13 protein-coding genes are annotated in these 16,614 nt (G+C 70.5%); 6 read left to right on the top strand and 7 right to left on the bottom strand.

Annotated elements, in window-relative coordinates:
• Positions 1 to 184: 184 nt before the first annotated feature.
• A complete protein-coding gene (locus HDA39_RS34975; protein WP_184802571.1) occupies positions 185 to 1,165 on the bottom strand; it encodes a TAXI family TRAP transporter solute-binding subunit in 981 nt (326 codons plus the stop codon).
• A complete protein-coding gene (locus HDA39_RS34970; protein ID WP_184802569.1) occupies positions 1,162 to 3,186 on the bottom strand; it encodes a TRAP transporter permease in 2,025 nt (674 codons plus the stop codon). The genes HDA39_RS34975 and HDA39_RS34970 overlap by 4 nt, the downstream gene beginning before the upstream one ends.
• Positions 3,187 to 3,303: 117 nt before the next feature.
• Between HDA39_RS34970 and HDA39_RS34965 the strand changes: the two genes are divergently transcribed.
• Complete coding sequence (locus HDA39_RS34965) at positions 3,304 to 3,969, top strand: response regulator transcription factor (protein WP_012918592.1); 666 nt, start codon at positions 3,304 to 3,306, stop codon at positions 3,967 to 3,969.
• Positions 3,970 to 3,972: 3 nt separating this feature from the next.
• Entirely contained in the window at positions 3,973 to 5,343 is a 1,371-nt protein-coding gene (locus HDA39_RS34960; RefSeq protein ID WP_184802559.1) for a sensor histidine kinase, read from the top strand.
• A gap of 66 nt (positions 5,344 to 5,409) precedes the next feature.
• Here the strand turns inward: HDA39_RS34960 and HDA39_RS34955 are convergent, their stop codons facing one another.
• Entirely contained in the window at positions 5,410 to 6,405 is a 996-nt protein-coding gene (locus HDA39_RS34955) for a TAXI family TRAP transporter solute-binding subunit (RefSeq protein WP_184802558.1), read from the bottom strand.
• 134 nt (positions 6,406 to 6,539) lie between these two features.
• On the opposite strand from HDA39_RS34955, the gene HDA39_RS34950 reads away from it, so the two are divergent.
• Entirely contained in the window at positions 6,540 to 9,554 is a 3,015-nt protein-coding gene (locus HDA39_RS34950; protein WP_184802556.1) for a glycoside hydrolase family 38 N-terminal domain-containing protein, read from the top strand.
• Between the two features lie 40 nt (positions 9,555 to 9,594).
• Here the strand turns inward: HDA39_RS34950 and HDA39_RS34945 are convergent, their stop codons facing one another.
• On the bottom strand, positions 9,595 to 10,413 hold the full coding sequence (locus tag HDA39_RS34945) for a poly(ethylene terephthalate) hydrolase family protein (RefSeq protein WP_184802554.1): 819 nt from the start codon (positions 10,411 to 10,413) through the stop codon (positions 9,595 to 9,597).
• Positions 10,413 to 11,243: an SGNH/GDSL hydrolase family protein gene (locus tag HDA39_RS34940; RefSeq protein ID WP_184802552.1), complete on the bottom strand. Its 831-nt coding sequence runs from the start codon at positions 11,241 to 11,243 to the stop codon at positions 10,413 to 10,415. Before HDA39_RS34940 ends, HDA39_RS34945 begins: the two co-directional genes overlap by 1 nt.
• Positions 11,244 to 11,350: 107 nt before the next feature.
• Between HDA39_RS34940 and HDA39_RS43940 the strand changes: the two genes are divergently transcribed.
• A complete protein-coding gene (locus HDA39_RS43940; protein ID WP_202893213.1) occupies positions 11,351 to 12,544 on the top strand; it encodes an RsbRD N-terminal domain-containing protein in 1,194 nt (397 codons plus the stop codon).
• Positions 12,545 to 12,598: 54 nt separating this feature from the next.
• Complete coding sequence (locus tag HDA39_RS34930) at positions 12,599 to 13,930, top strand: cytochrome P450 (protein ID WP_184802548.1); 1,332 nt, start codon at positions 12,599 to 12,601, stop codon at positions 13,928 to 13,930.
• Positions 13,931 to 14,007: 77 nt separating this feature from the next.
• On the opposite strand, the gene HDA39_RS34925 is transcribed toward HDA39_RS34930, so the two are convergent.
• Positions 14,008 to 14,511: a DUF5709 domain-containing protein gene (locus tag HDA39_RS34925; RefSeq protein ID WP_184802546.1), complete on the bottom strand. Its 504-nt coding sequence runs from the start codon at positions 14,509 to 14,511 to the stop codon at positions 14,008 to 14,010.
• 69 nt (positions 14,512 to 14,580) lie between these two features.
• On the opposite strand from HDA39_RS34925, the gene HDA39_RS34920 reads away from it, so the two are divergent.
• Positions 14,581 to 15,735 (top strand): FUSC family protein, encoded by a 1,155-nt coding sequence (locus HDA39_RS34920; RefSeq protein WP_184802544.1) that lies wholly within the window; start codon positions 14,581 to 14,583, stop codon positions 15,733 to 15,735.
• Positions 15,736 to 16,172: 437 nt separating this feature from the next.
• Here the strand turns inward: HDA39_RS34920 and HDA39_RS42760 are convergent, their stop codons facing one another.
• Positions 16,173 to 16,613, bottom strand: a complete 441-nt coding sequence (locus HDA39_RS42760; RefSeq protein ID WP_184802541.1) for an OsmC family protein — start codon at positions 16,611 to 16,613, stop codon at positions 16,173 to 16,175.
• Between the last annotated feature and the right edge of the window lies 1 nt (position 16,614).

Below are 16,614 nucleotides of genomic sequence, written 5' to 3'. Positions count from 1 at the left end.
CCCAAAGGATCGGCCCGGCCGGTGCCCCTGCCACTGCGCCTGGTTGTGGCGGGGGCGGTCCCTTCTCCACAGCGCCTGGAAGCGGAGAAGGGGTGTGGCCCGTCCCCGCCGCGCCTACGGACAGGGATGGGACCGACGCTCTCCCCCGCTGCGCCTGGTGTGCGAAGGAGAGCGAGCTATGGAGTTATTTGAGGGAGTCCAGCGCCTTCTTCGCACCGGGGTGCAGCGGGACCGGGTCGGTCTCGGCGGCGGTCTCCAGCGTGATGTCCTTGGCCGCCGCGTTCACCTGGACCAGGGCGTCCTTGTTGTCGAAGATCACCTTGGTCAGCTTCTCGGCCAGCTCGTCCGGCATGTTCTTGCGGACCAGCAGCACGTTCGGAACGATGATCGTCTTCACGTCGCCCGGCTGCTTGTACGCCGCCGCGGGAATGGTGCCCTCGGCATAGATCGTGCCGTACTTCGTGTTCAGCGCCGGCAGCAGGTCCGTGATCGGGATCAGCTTGACGTCCTTGCCGAGGCTCGTGGTCAGGTCGGTGATGCCACCGGTCGGGATGCCGCCGGACCAGACCAGCGCGTCGATCGAGCCGCTCTTCATCGCGTCGACGGACTCGGGCAGACCGAGCCGCTGCGCGGTGACGTCGCGGGCCGCGTCGAGCCCGGCCGCCTCGAGCAGCCGCCGGGCGATCACCTCGGTCCCCGAGTTCGGCGAGCCGGTGGAGACCCGCTTGCCCTTCAGGTCGGCGAACTTCGTGATCCCGGACGACGCCCGGACCGCGACCTGCGTGTAGTTCGGGTAGAGGCGGGTCAGGGCGACGACGTCCTGCACCTGCTGGAAGCTGTTCTGCCCCTTGACCGCGTCGGCGGCGGTGTCGCCGAGCGAGAACGCGATGTCGTAGTTGCCGGCCACCAGGCCCTGCACGTTCTGCACCGAGGCGCCGGTCTCGCTGGCGGTGGCCCGGTAGCCCTCGACCTTGTCCGAGATCACCGAGGCGAGCGCGCCGCCGAGCTGGTAGTACACGCCGGTGGTGTTGCCGGTGGCAATCGTCAGCCGGCCGCCGTCGGTACCGGTCCCACCGGCCTCGGGCTCACGCTGCCCACCACAGGCCACCAACGACACGGCGGCAACGAGCGCGAGTACGGCGGCGGGGAGGCGTCGGGTTCTCATGGAGTGACGGATCCTTCCGGTAGTCCGGCCTGGCGCTGGCGCCGGACCAGGTTGATGACGACGGCAACAAGTAGCAAACCGATTCCGACGGCGATGGTTACGGGCGCCAGGTAGAGGAGCAGCAGCGCGGCCGGGACGCAGAGCGCCCGCTCGACCCAGCTGGTGGCGACCAGGATCCAGCCGCCGGTGACCACGGCCAGCGCCGCGACCGCCAGCATCGACACCGCCAGCGTCCACACCATGCCGACGAACGACCCCTGGCCGAGCAGGTGCGCGCCGTTCTCGGTGAGCACGAAGGCGAACGGCACCAGGAAGGCCGGCAGCGTGTACTTCCAGGCCTGCCACATCGTGGCCATCGTCCGGCCACCGGTGATCGCCGACGTCGCGACAGCGGCCAGCGCGGTCGGCGGCGACACCTCGGACAGCACGGCGTAGTAGAAGATGAACATGTAGGCCTCGGCCGGAGTGACGCCGAGTTGCACCAGGGCCGGCGCGATGATCACCGCGGCGATGATGAACGACGCGGTCACCGGTACGGCCAGACCGAGGATTAGGACGGCGATCGCCGACAGCGCGACGGTGAGGATCAGCACGACGGTCGGGTTGTCGGTGACCCCGCGGCCGGCCTCGACGATGATCTCGGCCAGGTTCAGCCCGAGGCCGGTCTGCGTGGTCACCGCGACGATCACGCCCGCGGTCGCGCAGGTGGCCGCCACCGGCAGCACCGATCGGGTGCCTTGGGCAAGCGCTTTGAACAGCGGCCCGGGGGTCAGCCGGTGCTCCCGGTCGAGGAACGACAGCGCGATCTGCAGCAGTACGGCGTACACGACGGCCTTGAACGGCGGGACGTCGACCGCCATGAAGCCGATGATCACGAACAGCGAGAGGAAGTGGTAGCTGAACCGCAGCAGCAGCTTGCGCGCCGACAACGTCGAGGGCTCGGCCGCCGTCGTGCCGTGCCGGCGGGCGTCGATCTCGATCGCGAGCAGGATGCCCAGGTAGTACAGGATCGTCGGGATCACCGCGAAGCCGAGCACCGTCAGGTACGAGACCTGCAGGAACTCGGCGATGATGAACGCGGCCGCGCCCAGCGTCGGCGGGGACAGGATCGCGCCGATGCCCGCGGCGGCGAGCATGCCGCCGGCCGGTTCGGCCGGGTAGCCCGCGCGGCGCAGGATCGGCCAGGAGACGGTGCCGAGCGACACGGCGGTCGCCGTACCGGAGCCGGAGACGCTGCCGAGCAGGAAGCCGGCCAGCGTGACGGTGCGGCCGGGCGCCGCCTTGCTGCGCTTGAACGCGGCGAAGGACAGGTCGATGAAGAACTTGCCGGCGCCGGAGTAGTCGAGCACCGCGCCGTAGATCGTGAACAGCACGATGTAGCTGGCGGCGACGCCGAGCGGCGTGCCGTAGAAGCCGGCCGTGCCCATCGTGAACTGCGCGATGATCGCGTCGAAGTTGAAGCCCTGATGGGCCAGGGACCACGTGTAGGGCAGGTAGCCGCCGTAGTAGGCGTAGGCGACGAACAGCAGGCTGAAGACCGGCAGCACCCAGCCCGTCGTACGGCGGCAGGCTTCGAGCAGCAGGAGCAGCAGCAACCCGCCGATCAGTACGTCGGTCGAGGTGGGCGCCTGACGGCGTTCCAGAAAGCCGTCGAAGTCGAGCAGCGGGTACAGGCAGACCAGCAGCGAGATCAAGGCCAGCGCCCAGTCCAGTACGCCGGGGTCGTCGTGCGTCCGGCCCTTGAACGGGTTCAGGAACGCCGGCACCTTCCAGCCCCGATAGCACAGCAAAGTGATCGGGAGGACGGCTGCGAGAAAGATCACTAAGTAGTACTGCGTGCCGGCCGACAGCGGGAAGAAGACCTGGAGCAGTACGCCGACGCTGACGACCGCGCACCAGACCGAGATCACCAGATCCAGGGCAGGCCGCAGCCGCCGAGCGGGCTTCTCCTGCTCGTACTCGGCCAGTTCGGTGTCGGAGAGCGCGGCGGTGCCGCCCCCCGAACCAACACTCACAGTCATCTACCGGTTCCCTCCCGTGGTCGGAGACTAGTGTTACCGACCACGGCGCGGAGTCACGTGACTACGTCTTTACCAAGATCTGACACATGTGAGCGTCTCCTGCCCTACGATCACGGCATGAGCGGCGCCGTCAGGATTTTGTTGGTCGAAGACGATCTCGATATCGCCAATGCTCTGATACCTGCGCTGCGCCGGTACGGGCTGATGGTGACGCACGTCCGGACGGCGGCGGACGCGCTCGCGGCGGACCCCGGCGACCTGGTGCTGCTCGACCTCGGACTGCCCGACGGCGACGGCATCAACGTGTGCCGGCAGATCCGTACGGTGTCCGACGTCCCGGTGATCGCGGTCACCGCGCGCGGTGAGGCCGCCGACCGCGTCCGGGGTCTGCGCAGCGGCGCCGACGACTACGTGGTGAAGCCGTTCGCGATCTCCGAGCTGCTGGCCCGCATCGACGCCGTACTGCGGCGGACCGGGCTGCTCCAACCCCGTCCCCGGGTGACCGTGGGCGACCTGACCGTGGACATCGAGGCCCGCACCGTCCAGGTCGCCGACAAACCCATCAGCCTGACCCGCAAGGAGTTCGACGTGCTAGCTGTGCTGGCCGCGCACCACGGCCGGGTGGTGCCGCGTGAGCAGGTCGCGCTGTACGCCTGGCAGTCCGTCTTCGAGGCGTCGTCGCGGACGATGGACGTCCACGTCGCCAGCCTGCGGGCCAAGCTCGGCCGCCCGGAGCTGGTGCAGACCATCCGCGGCGTCGGCTACCGCCTCGGTTCGGACTGACCGTTGCGTCGTCGCCTGCTGCAGTCCCTCGTCCCCCTGGTCGCCATCCTGGCCATCGTCGCGGCCGTTCCGCTGGCCAACTTCATCGCGACCAACACCACCCGCAACCTGTTCCTGTCCCGCAGCAACGACGCCGACTGGTTCGCCACGATGGCCGAGTCGCCGCTGCAGTCGGGTGACATCGCCACGCTGCGCGAGCTGGCGGTGCGGTACCACGAGCTCTACAACACGCCGGTGTTCGTCGTCGACGTGGACCGCCGGGTGGTCGCCACCTCACGGTCCGGTGTCGACGTGAAGGACCCGGACATCGATCTGGTCCTGGCCAGCACGCTGGCCGGCCGGCTGCCGGCCGAGCCGAAGGCGCTGTGGCCGTGGCAGTCCGGCGAGATGGTCGTCTCCCGCCCGGTGGTCAACAACGGCCGGGTTCTCGGCGCCTCGGTGCTGCGGGTCCCGACCGAGAACGGCCGGCACGACGTACAGAACGGCCTGCTCCTGCTGCTCGGCGGTCTGCTGATGGCGGTCGGAGCTGTTGTCATCGGCATCGTTCGCCCGGTCACCCGCTGGGTGCTCCGGCCGCTGAACGACCTCGACAACGCGACCCACCAGGTCACCCGCGGCGCGCTCGACACCCGGGTGTCGACCGACGGCCGAGCGCCCGAGCTGCGCCGGCTCGGCGACAGCTTCAACTCGATGGCGCTGAGCCTGCACCAGGCGCGGCAGCGCGAGCGCGAGTTCGTCGCCGACGCGTCGCACCAGCTCCGGACGCCGTTGACGTCGGCCCGGATCCACATCGAGGGTCTGTCCCGGCTGTCGCCGACCGCGCGGTTCGCGCTCAGCGACATCGACCGGCTGGGCCGGATCGTGCAGCGGCTGTCCCGCCTGGCGGGCTCCGACCGCCCCGGAGACATTGAGGGCAGCGAGGCCCCGCTGGACCTGGCGCAGGCCGTCAAGGAGCGGCTGGTCGGCTGGAAGGCCGTGTACGCCGCGGACGACCTGGAGCTGATCATCGGCGAGATGGTGCCGGGCGGTGTCGCCGCCGAGCTCGAGGTCGACGACATCCTCGACGTACTGCTCGACAACGCCAGCAAGTACGGCGCGCCGCCGGTCGAGGTCTCGGTGACGCGGGACGGCACCGAGGTCGTGATGTCGGTCCGCGACCACGGGCTCGGACTCGGTTCGCGCGACCTGAAGAAGGTCGGCGAGCGGTTCTGGCGCAGCGCCCACCACCGGGAGATGCCCGGGACCGGGCTCGGCCTGGCGATCGTCCGCTCGGAGGCCGCCCGGGTCGGTGGCCGCGTGGTCGCCCGCCCGCCGATCGGCGGCGGCCTGGTGATCGAGGTCAGGGTCCCGCTGCTCGAGGACTACGAGGACTGACAGACGCCAGAAGGGGTGGTGAAGGCCCGTCGGCCTCGCACCACCCCTTCGGCGTACGTCCGGGGATCAGACGTGGTTCTCCTTGTACCAGCGCTCGGCGGCCGGGTGCAGCGGGATCGGCATCGTCGCGATCGCGGACCGGCTGTCCAGGGATCCGGCCTCGGGGTGGATGACGCTCAGCTCGGCCTGCCGGCGGAACATCGTGTTCACCGTCCACCACGCCCACGGGTCGGACAGGCCGCGCCGGGCCAGCAGGTAGTTCGGGATCGCCAGCGTGGGCACCGCGTTGGACAGTTTGTAGACCGACGGCGGGATCGACGACAGCACGTAGCCACCGAAACGCCGGCTCGCGAGCTCCTGGGCGACCCCACCGATGTCGACCAGGCGGAAGCCGACCGTCGACTGGAACTCCAGGAACGGTGCGGTGGGCAGCCCGCCGCTCCAGATCAGGGCCGCGATGCCTTCGCGCGGCTTCTCGATCCCGACCTCCAGGGCCTTCACGGCGGCTTCCAGTCCGAGCGACTTCGCGTTCACCTTGATCCCGGCGGTCTGCAGGATGCGGTTGGCGACCACGCGGGTGCCGGAGCTCGGCGGCCCCAGGTTGACGTTCCGGCCGGCCAGCTGCTTCAGCTCGAAGATCTCCGACGACGTGGGCACCACCACGTGCAGGTAGTTGTCGTAGGCCCGGGCCAGCGCGGTGAACCGCAGCGCGCCGGTGGCGAACGCCGTGCCCGGCGCGCCGTCCCAGGCGTCGAGCGCCGAGTCGGACAGGCTGAAGGCGATGTCGGCGCTCCCGGCGGCCAGCATCTTCAGGTTCTGGACCGAGCCCTCGGTGCGGACCGGCGTCATCGACACCCCGGTCTGCTCGCTGGCCAGCTTGGCCAGGCCGCCGCCGTAGATGTCGTACACACCGCCCGCGTTGCCGGTGGCGATCTTGGCGGGGCCGTCGGGCGCCGCTTCGTCGGAGCGGCCACGCGAACAGCCCGGGAGGAACAGGGCCCCGGAGGCCGCGGCCCCCAGTCCCAACGCGTGGCGGCGGGTCAGCAGGCGGGGACGATCCATGAGGGACAACCTAGAGGGCCGGAGGCGCAGACGCCATCGCGGTCCGGTCTGGACGGGCCCCGCCTTCATGTGACAGCGTTGTCAACACAGTCGGCCTGGATGGCCGCGGAACCCCGTCAGCGGAGGATGATTTCGTGCACGACGACCGACAACTGATCGAGGAGCGGCTCAAGCGCGCCCTGCGGGAGCGGATCCGCCCCGCGGTCTACGGCGCGTCCGTTCCCCTGGCCATCGAGGTTTGGCACGCGCCTGGTGAGCCCGTCTCCCCCGCCGAGGCGCTGAGCCAGGCCTTCGAGCCGGCCGAGATCGGCCTGCCCTGGGGTCCCGCCTGGGGCACCGCGTGGTTCAAGTTCAGCGGCCAGGTGCCGGCCGAGTGGGCCGGCTCCGAGGTCGAGGCCGTGATCGACCTCGGCTTCAGCGGCGGCCCGGGCTTCTCCGCCGAGGGCCTGGTGCACACCACCTCCGGCGTACCGCTGAAGGGTCTGCACCCGCGGCAGACCTACGCGCCGCTGTCGATCCTCGGACCGGACGGTACGGCGGCCTCGCCGGGCGACCGGATCGAGTTCTACGTCGAGGGCGCCGCCAACCCGGAGATCCCGCTCGACAACGCCTACGCCAAGGTCGACATCGGCGCCAAGCGTGGTGAGACCCCGATCTACCAGCTGACCCGCGCCGACCTGGCCGTGTTCAACGCCGAGGTCTGGAACCTGATCCTCGATCTGGAGTCGCTGGACGGCCTGCAGAAGGAGCTGTCCCCGCAGGAGCCGCGCCGCCGGGAGATCCTGCGGGCGCTCAGCCGGGCCCTGGACGCCCTGGACTACGAGGACGTCGCCGGGACCGCCACCGAGGCCCGCGCGCAGCTCACCGACGTACTGAGCCGTCCGGCGCACGCCAGCGCGCACCAGCTCTCCGCGGTCGGCCACGCGCACATCGACTCGGCCTGGCTCTGGCCGCTGCGCGAGACCCGCCGCAAGGTCGCCCGGACCGTCTCCAACGTCGCCACGCTGGCCGAGGAGTACCCGGAGCTCGTCTTCGCGTTCTCGCAGGCCCAGCAGCACGCCTGGGTGAAGGACAACTACCCCGAGGTCTGGGAGCGGCTGAAGAAGGCCGTTGCCGACGGCACCATCGTCCCGGTGGGCGGGATGTGGGTCGAGTCCGACACCAACCTGCCCGGTGGCGAGGCGCTGGCCCGGCAGTTCGTGCACGGCAAGCGCTTCTTCCTGGACGAGTACGGGATCGACACCCAGGAGGTCTGGCTGCCGGACTCGTTCGGCTACACCGCCGCGCTGCCGCAGCTGGTCAAGCTGTCCGGCTCGAAGTGGTTCCTGACCCAGAAGATCTCCTGGAACAAGGAGAACCGCTTCCCGCACCACACCTTCAACTGGGAAGGTCTCGACGGCACCCGGATCTTCACGCACTTCCCGCCGATCGACACCTACAACTCCGACCTCTCGGGTCGTGAGCTGGCGCACGCCCAGCGCAACTTCCAGGAGAACGGCGCCGCGACCCGCTCGCTGGTGCCGTTCGGGTACGGCGACGGCGGTGGCGGCCCCACCCGGGAGTTCGTCGCGACCGCCCGCCGGGTGGCCAACCTGGAGTCCTCGCCGCGGGTGACGATCGAGTCGCCGACGGACTTCTTCAGCGCCGCCGAGGAGGAGTACGCCGAGCACGCGCCGGTCTGGTCCGGCGAGCTCTACCTGGAGATCCACCGGGCGACGTACACCTCGCAGGCCAAGACCAAGCAGGGCAACCGGCGCAGCGAGCACCTGCTCCGCGAGGCCGAGCTGTGGTCGGCCGCCGCCGTGGTCGCGGGCAAGCTGAACGCCTACCCGTACGAGGACCTGGACCGGATCTGGAAGGCCGTGCTGCTGAACCAGTTCCACGACATCCTGCCCGGCTCGTCGATCTCCTGGGTGCACCGCGAGGCCGAGGCGACGTACGCGCGGCTGGCCGAGGAGCTCGAGGCGATCATCGGCAAGGCCCAGCAGGCGCTGGCCGGTTCCGGTGACGCGCAGATCGTGTTCAACGCCGCGCCGCACACCCGTGGTGGCGTCGCCGGTCTCGGCGCCGGCATCGCGGCCGGTGAGGGCCAGGCCGCGACGATCGACGGCAACGTTCTGGACAACGGCCTGATCCGGGTCACCGTCGACGAGCGCGGCCTGATCACCTCCCTGTACGACGTGGCCGCCGAGCGCGAGGTCGTTGCCCCGGGCACCGCGGCGAACCTGCTGCAGCTGCACGTCGACACCCCGAACCACTGGGACGCCTGGGACGTCGACTCGTTCTACAAGAACAACGTCCGCGACGTCACCGAGGTCGACTCGGTCGACTTCAGCTCCGTCGACGGCGTCGCGACCGTGGTGGTGAAGCGCTCCTTCAACCGGTCCACGGTCACCCAGACGCTGCGGCTGCGGCCGGGCACCCGGCGGGTCGACATCGAGACCGCGATGGACTGGCACGAGTCGGAGAAGTTCCTCAAGGCGGCGTACCCGGTCGACGTGCACGCCGACCGGTCGGCCTCGGAGACCCAGTTCGGGCACATCTTCCGGCCGACCCACACCAACACCTCGTGGGACGCGGCGAAGTTCGAGATCGCGGCGCACCGCTGGGTGCACGTCGGCGAGCCGGGCTACGGCGTTGCCGTGGTCAACGACTCGACGTACGGGCACGACGTCAACCGGACCTCGCGCGAGGACGGTGGCACCACGACCACCATCCGGACGTCGCTGATCCGCGCGCCGCGCTTCCCGGACCCGAAGACCGACCAGGGCCTGCACGTGGTCAACCACGCGCTGGTCGTCGGTGCCGGGATCCCCGAGGCGATCGAGGAGGGCTACCGGATCAACCTGCCGGAGCGCGTCGTCACCGGTGCCGAGGGTGCCGCGCCGCTGGTCGAGGTGAGCAACGGCAACGTGATCGTCGAGGCGGTCAAGCTGGCCGACGACCGGTCCGGCGACGTCGTCGTCCGGCTGTACGAGTCGAGCGGTGGCAAGGCGCGGGCGACCGTGACGCCGGGCTTCGCGGCCGGCTCGGTCACCGAGGTCGACCTGCTCGAGCGGCCGCTGGCCGACCGCGAGCTGGCCGGCGGCGGCGTGGCGATCGCGCTGCGCCCGTTCGAGATCCTGACGCTGCGCTTCACCCGCAGCTGATTTTCGGGGCCCCGGGCAGATTGTTGCCCGGGGCCCTTTTCTACTTACGCCGTACGCCGGTGAAGGCCGCGTCGGTGCACACCCCGCAGGCCGTCCCGGTGAACTCCTCCGCGGCGGCGGTATTGCCGGTCAGCTGGTACTTGAACCAGGCGGTCACCACCCCACGGAAGCCGCCGCCGTCGCCGGTCGGCTCGTCGTGGCCGGCGCCCTTCAGCGAGGCGTAGACGCCCTCGGGTGCCAGCGACCACATCGCGAGCACCAGCGGCGCCGGGACCACGAAGTCGGAGGCTCCGGACAGGAACAGGGCCGGCCCCTTCAGCGTCGCCGGCAGCGCGAGCGGCCCGGGCTGCAGCGGGACCGTCGCGTCGATCCGCTCGTCCGCTCCCGCATTGATCGCGCCCTGCCCGCCTTGCGAGTGCCCGGCGGCGCCGATGTGCTGCAGGTCGACGTGCCGGTAGAGCTCGCTGCCCGCCTGCTGGTCGAGCCCGGCGAGCAGGTCGATCCCCGCTCGCATCTCGACCCCGGTCCCCGAGAACGTGGTGTTCGCCGCCGCCACGATGAAGCCGTGACTGGCCAGGTGCCTGAGCAACCCGTCGTAGACCGACGTCTCGGCGAAGGTTCCGTTGCCCCACACAACTACTGGGGCCCGCCCGGAGATGCTCGCCGGGTAGTACAGGGTGTGCGCCGGCAGGACTTGCACCTTCACCGCGCTGGGACCGGGCCGAGCCCACGCCGGATCGACCGCGGCCGCGACTGCCGCGGACGCCGGGGGTGCGGCGAGCGCCGGTTGCACCGACGGTACGACGACGCTCAGCGCGGCTGCGGCTGCGAGCGCTGTCCACGCTCTGCGGCCGGGCATCAGCGGGCTGCCTTGGCGACGATTCCGCCGAAGGCGTGCATTCCTTGGGCCGATGGGTGAAGCGGCGCGGCGATCGAGCTGGGGACCAGACCTTCGAGCCAGCGCTGACCGATGGGAGCGCAGGCGTCGTGGCCGATGCTGGGGGTGCGGAGGTCGACGTACTGGGCACCGTGGGCGGCGGCCTGCGTGGCGAGCATCTGGTTGAGGCGGTCGATGGTGGCCTGCAGGTAGTTGGCGTCGACGCCCCAGACGGGGACGGTCGGCCAGCAGCCGTTCGGGCGGACGTAGGTGCCGTAGCCGGTGACGAGGACCTTCGCGTTCGGGGCGAGCTGACGGATCTTGGCGAGCGCCTGGCCGAACGCCGGTGCGGTGGCCGCGATGCGGGCGGCGAGCTGGTCCTTGCCGCCGGCGGTGAAGCGGCTCTTGCACGACGTACCGGCAGGTGGTGGGAGCAGGTTGATGCAGGACAGCGCGGCCGCGACGAGTCCGGTGTCATTGCCGCCGATGGCGACCGTGACCACGTCGGTGGACGCCGACAAGGAGCGGAACTGCGGCGGCACGAAGCCGAACTGCTTCCCGGTGAAGTCCGGGATCACCGCGCCCGAGCAGGTGACGTCGGTCAGCTTCGCGTTGAGCGCCTTGGCGGCGACGTGCGGGTAGTTGGCCGACGACCGCAGGCAGGCCAGGTCGATCTGCGGCAGGATCAGCGGCCCCGCGGCCGACGAGTCTCCCAGTGCGACGTACTCCACCGGCTCTGCCGCCCCGGCCGGCTGCGCCACAGCGCCTCCCAGCAGCAGGCCGACCGCGGCCACCCAAGCAGCTCGTCTCATCCTCATCACCCTTCGCAGTCGCTTTGTCACTCAGCTGCCAGTAATGTTCCAGCACAAACCCGCTCCAGGTCGCTGGGGCGACACCCAGACTTCCGAGGCTGATGGTTGTGACGGATCACAAGACGCTCACCGCGAACGGCGTACCGGTGGACCGCGTCCTGCTCGGAAACCTGGGCCAGCTCGTCGACCAGGTGCTCGACCACCTCGTCGAGCAGATCCCCCTGTACGGGCAGTTGCCGCGCGAGGAGCTGCAGGGCGACATCCGCCAGATCACCGAGCGCACGCTGCGCGCCTTCGCCGAGACGTTCCGCACCGGCGTGATCCCGACCGGCCCGACGCTCGAACCGCTCCGCGAGTCGGCCGCCCGCCGTGCCGAGGAGGGCGTCCCGCTGGAGGCGCTGCTCGCGGCGTACCACCTCGGCGGCCGGGTCTGCGCGGACTTCGTGGCCGGCGGTTTCCGGCCCGACGAGCTGCCTGACGCGCTCGCGCTGAACCGGCTGATCCTCGACTTCCTGCAGCAGGTCACCGCGACGGTCTCGGCCAGCTACTTCGAGGAACGCCAGGTCATCACCGGCGAGGAGCAGGCCGGTCGGCAGTCGCTGCTCACGACGTTGCTGGACGGCGGACCCGCCGCCGAGACCGCTCGTCGCGCCGGGCTGCAGCTGCCCGCCGAGTACGTCGTCCTGGGGCTCGCGTACGGCGCGCACGCCGACGAGCTGCAGCCCGGTGTCGATCCGAAGATCGTTGCCCGCCGCAAGCTTCGGCGCCTCCGCCTGGAACTGGACCGGGTCACCGCGATGGCGAGTCTCTCGCCCACGGATGGCGTCGTCCTTCTCACGGCGCCGGCGCCCGCCCTGGAGGTGTTGCACACCCAGCTCAGCAAGGCGGCCGGGGTCGAGCTCGTCCTGTCCGTCACCACCGCCGTACCCGATCAGGTGCCGGCCGCGGTCGGGCTGGTCCGGGATCTGCTCGAGGTGGTGCGCATCCATCACCGACCGCCCGGCGTGTACCAGCTCGACGACCTCGTCCTCGAGTACCAGCTCAGCCGCCCGAGTCCCGCCCGCGATCGGCTCGCCGTACTGCTGCAGCCGCTCACCGACCGCGCCGACCTGCTCGCGACGCTGCGCTGCTACCTCACCAACAGCCGCAACCGCCGCCAGACCGCGGCCGACCTGCACGTCCACCCGAACACCGTCGACTACCGCCTCCGCCAGGTCGGTCGCCTCACCGGGCTCGACCCGGCGCAGGCGGATCATCTCCCGCGCCTGGTCGCGGCTCTGGCGGCGTACGACGCAAGCTGACGTTCACCTGGGCGTCGTAGCGTTGAAGACCTCAGCCCTCACCCGGGAGGTGGCATGACGCCGACACCGTTGCTCGGTGCCCGCACACTCGATCGGCAGACCGCCCGGACGCTGCCGCCCGGCCCGAAGCTGCCGACGCTGGTCCAGACGGTGCTGTTCGCCGCTCATCGCAAGACCTTCTTCCCGCGGATGCGGGCCAAGTACGGCGATGTGTTCACGATCCGGCTGGTGCCGTCGAGCCGCGTCTGCGTCGTCCTGAGCCGGCCGGAGGACATCCGGGACGTGTTCACCACGCCGCCGACCGTGATGCACGCGGGCGAGGGCAACGAGGTGCTCGCGCCGATCATGGGCGACCACTCGCTGCTGCTGATCGACGACGAGGACCACGCGCGAATGCGGCGGCAACTGATGCCGGCGTTCCTCGGCAACGCGCTGCGCGGATACGCGGGGATGATCGGCGAGCTGGCCCGGGCGGACGTCGAGTCCTGGCCGGTGGGGAAGCCCTTCCGGCTGCACGACCGGATGCGTGAGCTGACACTGGAGGTGATCCTGCAGGTCGTCTTCGGGGTCACCGACTCGACGCGGCTGGCCGAGCTGCGGCCGCTGGTCGAGAAGATCGTCACGGTCCGGCCGGTGACGATGCTCGGTGGGTTCTACCCGCGGCTGCTGAAGTACCCACCGTGGCGGACCTATCTGGAGACGCAGAAGCGGGTCGACGAGATCCTGTACGACGAGATCGCGCGCCGACGTACGGACAGTGCCGGGCGCACCGACGTGCTCAGCCGGTTGCTGGAGGCGGGCGAGTGGTCGGATGTCGAACTCCGGGACCAGTTGGTGACGCTGCTGCTGGCCGGGCACGAGACGACCGCGACCGCGCTGGCCTGGGCGTTCCACGAGCTGGCTCGGATGCCTGCCGAACTGACGGCCGCCCAGCAGGCCGCCGACTCAGGCGACGACAAGCGCCTGGAGGCGATCACCAAGGAGGCGATGCGGCTGCACCCGGTCGTCTACCAGGTCGGACGGCGGGTCACCGAAACGGTCGACCTGGCCGGCTACCGCCTGCCCCGCGGTACGACGATCATGGCCGCGATCGGGCTGGTCCACGCCGATGCCGAGAACTACCCGGCGGCCACCGAGTTCCGCCCCGACCGCTTCCTGTCCGACGACCCACCGGCGGCCGGCACCTGGATCCCCTTCGGCGGCGGCGCCCGCCGCTGCATCGGCGCCGGCTTCACGGTCCTGGAGGCCACGGAGATCCTCCGGGCTGTCCTCACTCGCTTCACCGTGCACCCGGTCAACCCAGCCCCGGAAACAGCAACCCCCCGCAACGTCACCCTGGTCCCGTCGAGGGGCTGCGAGGTCGTCGTCGCCCGTCGAAAGGCTTAGGCACGTATTTCAAGTCTTCCCCGTAATCCGGGGAAGACTTGAAAACACCTGCGGCAGGCTGAGACCAGGTCTGTTGCTCAGTCCTCCAGGTCGCCGACGTCGCCCAGGTCTACGTCGCGGACCGACTCCAGGTCGGACTCGTCCTGGTCGTCGAGCTCAAAGGGCTCTTCGTCGGCGACCACGTGGACGGCGGCTTCCTCCGCGCTCGCGGCGGCGCCGTCGAAGCCGACGTCGGAGGCGATCAGCTCGGAGTCCTCGTCCTCGTGGGCGCCCTCGTCGGGCGCGACCAGGCGGCCCGAGCGCTCGGTGCCGACCTCCGGGCCGCCGACGTTCTCACCGTCCTCGGCGTACGGGTCGATGTCGGGCTCCTCCTGCGCGATCCGCTGGTCCAGCGTCTCCCCCTCCAGGGCCTCGTCGGCCGTCGTACCGAACCCTTCGCCGGCCGACCACTTCTCGGGCGGCGAGTACCCCTCGTCGAGCAGGTCGTCGACGCCGCGGTCGTTCAGCGTGTCCTGCGGCTGCAACTGGTCCTCGTCGTCGACGCTGTAGCTGCCGTAGTCCTCACGGTTGTTCTCGGTCATGGCCCCACCCTGACCTTCCGGCCCGTGTGAATCAAGGCAGAGCGCGGCCGTGTCCTGGATGATGGCCCCATGGACCCGGTCCGACTGACGCTGGATCAGCTGCGCGAGCTCCGCGACGACATCGCCCCGCACGCCGCCCAGCGCTCCCGCGCCTCGGTCCGCCGCCGGATCGACCGCTGGCAGAGCCGGATCTTCTTCATCGTCCAGTGCGCCCTGGCCGCCGGCGTCGCCTGGACCCTGGCCCGGTACGTCGTGGGCCACCAGCAACCGTTCTTCGCCCCGGTCGCCGCGATGGTCTGCCTCGGGTTCAGCTTCGGCCAGCGCCTGCGCCGGGTCGCCGAGGTGATGGTCGGCGTGGCCGTCGGGGTCGGCGTCGGCGACCTGTTCGTCCGCTTCTTCGGGACCGGCGTCGTCCAGATCGTCTTCGTCATCGCGCTCGCGATGAGCGTCGCGGTGCTGCTCGGCGCCGGCACCCTGATGACCACCCAGGCCGGCGTCCAGGCCGCGATCGTCACCACCTTGATGCCCAACGCGGGCGCCGGCTTCAACCGCTGGATCGACGCCGTGCTCGGCGGCCTGGTCGCGCTCGCGGCGGCGACGATCGCGCCGGCCGCGGCGATTCGTCGCCCGAGGCAACAAGCGTCCGGCGTACTGAACGAACTGGCCGCGATCCTGATCGAGACCGCCGAGGGCCTGCGGAACAGCGACGAGAACGCCGTCACCGACGCGCTCCGTCGCGCCCGGGCGAGCGAGGGCCTGCTCGACGACCTGCGCAGCGCCGCCGACGAAGGCGTCGCCGTGGTCCGGCTGTCGCCGTTCCGGCGCCGGCACCGCGGCCGGGTGAAGGAGATCGCCGACCTGGTGATCCCGCTCGACCGCGCGATCCGCAACATCCGCGTCCTGGTCCGCCGCTGCGCCGTCTCGGTCTGGCGCGACGAGAAGATGCCGTCGGAGTACCCGATGCTGCTCGACCGCCTCGCCGACGGCACCCGCCTGATCGCCGAGTCCCTGTTCGAGCCGCAGGCCGACGTCGCCGCGCACCGCGTCCTCGGCGAGCTCGGCCGCCGTACGGCGGTGATGCCGATCCCCGGCTCGCTGTCCGGCGTCGTCGTCCTCGGCCAGATCCGCTCCACGGTCGTCGACCTGCTCGAGCTGACCGGTACGACGTACGACGAAGCCCGCGAACTGGTCCCGCTGCGCCCCGACGGTCTGGACGAGAAGTAACACGTGCTCTAGGTCACATCCGGTAATTCTGCGAAATCTCCGTCATACCCGGGCAGTCGGTGCGTCTCACAGGCATGACGATCCACCGACTGATGGCAGCCATCGCGACCGAGCAGGTCGTGCTGCGCGACGGCGAGCCGAACGAGACCCCCGACGACCGGAGCGACGCCGCCGCTGAGCACCACTAGGCGCGAACCGGACGGACGGAGCCCAGGCGGCGCGCCCGGACGGTCTTCCCCACCGAGGTAGACCGCACGGATGTCGCACACCAACGCAGAGGCGCCCATGCGAGGCGCCGCCGGCTCCGTCGGGTGCACCGCCACAGCGGTGCACGCAGAACCACCCGGCCACTGTCCTGACGCCGCTTGCGCGAGGCTCAGGCCAAGGGCCGGGTGGTTCTCTGCATCTCAGGGCTCCGTACGACGTACGAGCCGCTGTCAGGCGACGATGATCTCCGTCGTCACCGAGTTCGCGATGAAGCACTCCTCGTGCGCGCGGTGGTGGATCCGCTCCAGCGCCGCCGCGTCCGGCTGCTCGCCGGCGAACACGATCTTCGGGTGCAGCGTCACCTGGGTGATCGCGATCCGGCCGCGCTCGTTCTTCGCCATCACGCCGACCGCGTGGTCGTCGTACGCGTCGACGACCAGCCGCTTCTTCGCCGCGATCGCCAGGAACGTGAGCATGTGGCACGACGACAGCGAGGCGATGAACGCCTCCTCCGGGTCGACCGGCCCGGGATTGCCCAGGTACGCCGGATTGGCGGACCCGGGCACGGTCACCCCGCCGTCGAAGCGCCACTCGTGGTCGCGGTTGTAGGTCTGGTAGGTGAACTCGTGCTCACCACGGCTCCAGCTGACATCGACCACGTGCTCCGACACA

This window comes from Kribbella italica, assembly GCF_014205135.1.
Lineage (GTDB): Bacteria > Actinomycetota > Actinomycetes > Propionibacteriales > Kribbellaceae > Kribbella > Kribbella italica.
Note: the sequence above shows the minus strand (reverse complement) of the source record. Positions and strands in the feature narration are given on the sequence as shown.

Coding starts and splice junctions, on each gene's coding strand:
- HDA39_RS34975 (WP_184802571.1), bottom strand. CDS start 1,165: ATGAGAACCCGACGCCTCCCCGCCGCCGTACTCGCGCTCGTTGCCGCC.
- HDA39_RS34970 (WP_184802569.1), bottom strand. CDS start 3,186: ATGACTGTGAGTGTTGGTTCGGGGGGCGGCACCGCCGCGCTCTCCGAC.
- HDA39_RS34965 (WP_012918592.1), top strand. CDS start 3,304: ATGAGCGGCGCCGTCAGGATTTTGTTGGTCGAAGACGATCTCGATATC.
- HDA39_RS34955 (WP_184802558.1), bottom strand. CDS start 6,405: ATGGATCGTCCCCGCCTGCTGACCCGCCGCCACGCGTTGGGACTGGGG.
- HDA39_RS34945 (WP_184802554.1), bottom strand. CDS start 10,413: ATGCCCGGCCGCAGAGCGTGGACAGCGCTCGCAGCCGCAGCCGCGCTG.
- HDA39_RS34940 (WP_184802552.1), bottom strand. CDS start 11,243: ATGAGACGAGCTGCTTGGGTGGCCGCGGTCGGCCTGCTGCTGGGAGGC.
- HDA39_RS34930 (WP_184802548.1), top strand. CDS start 12,599: ATGACGCCGACACCGTTGCTCGGTGCCCGCACACTCGATCGGCAGACC.
- HDA39_RS34925 (WP_184802546.1), bottom strand. CDS start 14,511: ATGACCGAGAACAACCGTGAGGACTACGGCAGCTACAGCGTCGACGAC.
- HDA39_RS34920 (WP_184802544.1), top strand. CDS start 14,581: ATGGACCCGGTCCGACTGACGCTGGATCAGCTGCGCGAGCTCCGCGAC.